The sequence below is a fragment of the Pseudomonas sp. 10S5 genome (assembly GCF_035019745.1).
GTDB lineage: Bacteria > Pseudomonadota > Gammaproteobacteria > Pseudomonadales > Pseudomonadaceae > Aquipseudomonas.
Genome location: NZ_JASJVL010000037.1, coordinates 1 through 4,250, shown reverse-complemented (window position 1 = coordinate 4,250; position 4,250 = coordinate 1). Strand labels below are relative to the sequence as shown.

Genomic DNA, 4,250 nt, shown 5'->3' with positions numbered 1-4,250 from the left:
GCCGTAACGGGGCTGAGCAAAAGCGGCTCAGACCCCAGCGACGGACAACGGCTAATCCAACACATTGCCAATGATGAAACCCATCCGCTGCATCGGATGTTATGGCCAGCGCTTGAGTCCCAGGATACGAACGCGCCGTATGTTCAATCCGCCGTCCCAGACATCAACAGTGGCGATGGGCTGTTTCGGCCCAATGCACTGCTGGCCGCTGTCAGTTGTGAGGTCATTGACCCGAAGCAACTCAATACGCTCGACGCTTATTTACTGGCCGGGCTGGTGGAAAGCGGCAGCCTCAACAACACCTTCACAGGCACCCTGAAAGCGGTGGCCGCAACCCTGATGAGTCTTCACGAAAACCTGCAAGGCGCGGTTGATGTGGCGGAACGAGCAGTGCAGGCGGCGAAAAACACGCCGAGATCAGGCACTAAGCCTCCGGCCCCAGCGCTGAATATGGGCCAACAACGACGCGCCGTGGCACAACTGCGCAGCATGCTGCCGGGCGGCCTTGGCGCCATCCAATTCATTACCTATGCAGAGGCCCGGAGCAAGAATCTCTACATATTTGGTTTGAGCGACCTGCCGGACATTCCGGCGCGCCTGCGCAGGCCTGCCCTTGATTATCGATCCACGTCCGACAGATCGATGGTTGGCCCTCAGCACTATCGCAACGGCAGCGAACCGCACGGGAACACCCTCGTCATCGCCATGCCCCGCGACCATCGCACTGCACAGCTGATCAGCCGCGTGAACCAACAGGTCAATACCGCATGGCAAGCACACACGGCCGAGCAGGAAAAGGTCAGAGGCAACGCGATACAGGATGCAGTGAAGAATCGGACGGCGTTGCAGAGCCAGTGGATGTACAAAGCGCTGAACTCGACACCGTTTGCGGCGGCGGTGGGGATGTTGGAGTTGTGGAATTTGAGGAGTGAGATTAATTCATTTCAACAAACTAGCCTGGAGAAAAGTTCTTACAGAGCTTCTGCCGGGATGGTCGGGGCAGGCGTTGATCTGATAATTGCAATGGAAGCATTGAGTGTAAAACTTGCAAGCAGCCAATCTGCATTGGCAGGTGCACGTAAAACCTTATTTATAATTTCTGAGGCTGCCGCTAAACGCGTACTCGGCTCACTAAGCGAATATTTTATAAAAGAGTTCTCAGGACGATTGATTGGGCAAGTGCTAGCGGGATCAATTTTTGTGGGCCTAAATCTATACGACACTTGGCATGCTTACCAATGGGGAGACGATGCCCTGTGGGGCCATCTGCTGATGGCGGCAGGCGGCCTAACCGGTATCGCAGGCACGCTATTGGTCGGGGGATCGACTCTCCTGGGCTTGGGGCCTTTGGGTTGGATCAGCCTGATTCTAATCAGTATCGGCTTGGGCGTCGTTTACTGGCTGAGCTCTACGCCCATTGAAGACTGGCTTAGTGCGGGGCCTTTCGGCTCTAACAGTGACCGAGCGCCTCATCTGCAAGCCCCGGAAGATGCGTTCTACTACTTGGTCAGCCTGTTTGCCAACATTCGCATCACCATTGAAGCCAATCCGGAATACAGCCTCCCGGCCTGCATCGAGAACTATAATCCGGTGCCCATGGATATACGCGTATCCGATACCCGCATCCGAATCGAGAGCAACCTGCCCGGCCTATTGACCAGACTGGGCGACCTCAGCACCAAAGCCTCGTGTGCGCTGCTGAAAGTTCGCCGATCCCGCGTGCGCGATGACGGACCGCCTCGCGAAGAAACCCACCTATTTCCCGAGGCCAAGCCTATGGCGTACCGGCCGAAGCCCGATGGGATGGAAATATTCTTGCAAACACCTTGGGAAACGCTGGTTGAAGTTTCACGCTCAAACGACACCGTGTCGGTCCACACGGCATGGCAGGTCCGTGCCCAACTGACACTAAGCGATGGCAGTTCATCCTGGGTATTTCCCGCACCAAGGCCCAAAGACCCAACCCCTTTTGGTGCGGCCCACGCCACACCGAACTTCAAAGAAATTGAACAACCGTTCTGGGCAGATGAAACCACCCATAAAGCGCAGGGCGACCAATGACTGCGATAAATTCGTCCTATTACGCCAGCACCGCATACCGCTCTGACCGTATCCCCAACCAACCACCTTCGGCAGAACGCTCGTGGATACGGCGCTTCGCGAAAACGCGTTTGCCATGGGGGACCGCGCAAGAAGTCGCTCCCGATGATTTTTTACTTCGACGCAAACCCAGCAGCTTGCGATTTCAAGAGGAAATGAACAATGAACGCGAGGAAAAACAAAAGCTTGGCACTTACATTCCAGCTCCATATGAGCATGTAGACTTTCACGATCGACACGATCATGAAAGTTTCAGATTTTCTTTGTGGTCTAATAGATCACAGTTCTGGGCATACTTACTCATATTCGGAAAAGGGTCTTTCTGGGTCCTAATCCTGCCAAGCTTATTTGCATTCACTGTTGCGGGGTTTTCACTTAAAGAGTCTTGGGGTGACTTAGCAGAAGATCTAATTCTCGGATTTTATTCTTGGCTATTAGGCGTCCCTCTTTTCTGCTGGGCCCTCGCTTCAATAGTCATGCGCTATTTCCCTAAGCTCTGGGTCAAACCCTCCCGAGGCCCGATCTGGGAAATCAACCGCCGAACCGGTCTCGTCACCCTTTTCGATTACGACAACAACGGCGAGTACAAAAAGAACGGCACTATCGGTGAACTCACTGCGCCGTTTTACGAGTTCGATGCCTACATCGCGACCATCCCGGATCGTCAGGGTTTAGTGACGAACGTGCTGTACATCGCCCACCGCTACCGCGATATCGTCATCAACTTCCGGCCCTTATTCGCTCCCGGCGAAGGTCAGTTGTGCTGCGCGCTGTGGGATTTTCTGCAGAACTACATGGACACCAGCCGCCCACTGCCGGACTTGCCGCGCTACGAACAATACCGACATCTCGACCCGACAACGGCTGAATACGACCGCAAAACCCGCCGCAATCCAAGGTTCTGGATCGATATGGACGACGCTACCTTCGAGCAAGAACTCTACGACATGCGCGGCAAGATCGATCAAATCGACACCTTCCAACGCCCAAACTTGATGGCGCGGCATGTGGAGTATGTCGATTGAGTCCCTTGAATACCGTGTGGGAAGAAACCCATCTATTTCCCGAGGCCAAGCCTATGGCGTACCGGCCGAAGCCCGATGGGATGGAAATATTCTTGCAAACACCCTGGGGAACGCTGGTTGAAGTTTCACGCTCAAACGACACCGTGTCGGTCCACACAGCATGGCAAGTCCGCGCCCAACTGACACTAAGCGATGGCAGTTCATCGTGGGTATTTCCCGCACCAAGGCCCAAAGACCCAACCCCTTTTGGCGCGGCCCACGCCACACCGAACTTCAAAGAAATTGAACAACCGTTCTGGGCAGATGAAACCACCCATAAAGTGCAGGACGACCAATGACTGCAATTAATTCGTCCTATTACGCCGCCACCGCATACCGATCTGACCGTATGCCCGACCAACCACCGTCGGCAGAACGCTCGTGGATACGACGCTTTGCCAAATTTCGCCTCCCCTGGGGACTAACCCAAGAAGTTGCGCTGGACGATTTTTTGAGCGAAGCCGCGCCGGAAAAATTACGTCGGGTGGAAAAAGCCGAGCAGGTAAAAAAGGAACAATTAACCCTTGGTACCTATGTGCCAGCGCCTTATGAGCATGTAGATTTTCATGATTGGCACGACCACGAGCGTTTCAGGTTTTCGTTATGGTCAAAACGATCACAGTTTTGGATCTATCTATTCATCTTCGGCAAATGGGGATTTATTTTACTGGCCCCCATATATGTATTTGCCGCATTAGTTGTAGCTTCGACACCATACAAGCCTTACTTAGAGGAATTGGTCAGCGTAGTACTGGAGACCTATTACGTATTTCTTTTGCCGCAGCTCGTATGCTGGGGTGTCGGGGCGTTTGTGATCCGCTACCTCCCCCACCTCTGGGTCAAACCCTCCCGAGGCCCGATCTGGGAAATCAACCGCCGCACCGGCCTCGTTACCCTTTTCGATTACGACAACAACGGCGAGTACAAAAAGAACGGCACTATCGGTGAACTCACTGCGCCGTTTTACGAGTTCGACGCTTACATCGCCACCATCCCGGATCGTCAGGGCTTAGTGACGAACGTGCTGTACATCGCCCATCGCTACCGCGACATCGTCATCAACTTCCGGCCCTTATTCGCTCCCGG

General features: G+C 54.1%; 3 protein-coding genes and 1 pseudogene. All 4 read left to right on the top strand.

Annotated features, from left to right (window positions below; all coding sequences use genetic code 11):
- Positions 1 to 2,061, top strand: a pseudogene (locus QN378_RS23220) (hypothetical protein); the annotation flags it as partial.
- A gap of 515 nt (positions 2,062 to 2,576) precedes the next feature.
- Entirely contained in the window at positions 2,577 to 3,125 is a 549-nt protein-coding gene (locus QN378_RS23215) for a hypothetical protein (protein WP_323551114.1), read from the top strand.
- A complete protein-coding gene (locus QN378_RS23210; protein ID WP_323551113.1) occupies positions 3,122 to 3,463 on the top strand; it encodes a hypothetical protein in 342 nt (113 codons plus the stop codon). The genes QN378_RS23215 and QN378_RS23210 overlap by 4 nt, the downstream gene beginning before the upstream one ends.
- On the top strand, positions 3,460 to 4,250 hold a 791-nt coding region (locus tag QN378_RS23205; protein ID WP_323551112.1), incomplete at its 3' end, for a hypothetical protein. The genes QN378_RS23210 and QN378_RS23205, both read left to right, overlap by 4 nt.

Excerpts from the sequence above, each read along its gene's own strand:
- QN378_RS23215 (WP_323551114.1), top strand. The coding sequence starts at position 2,577 with ATGCGCTATTTCCCTAAGCTCTGGGTCAAACCCTCCCGAGGCCCGATC.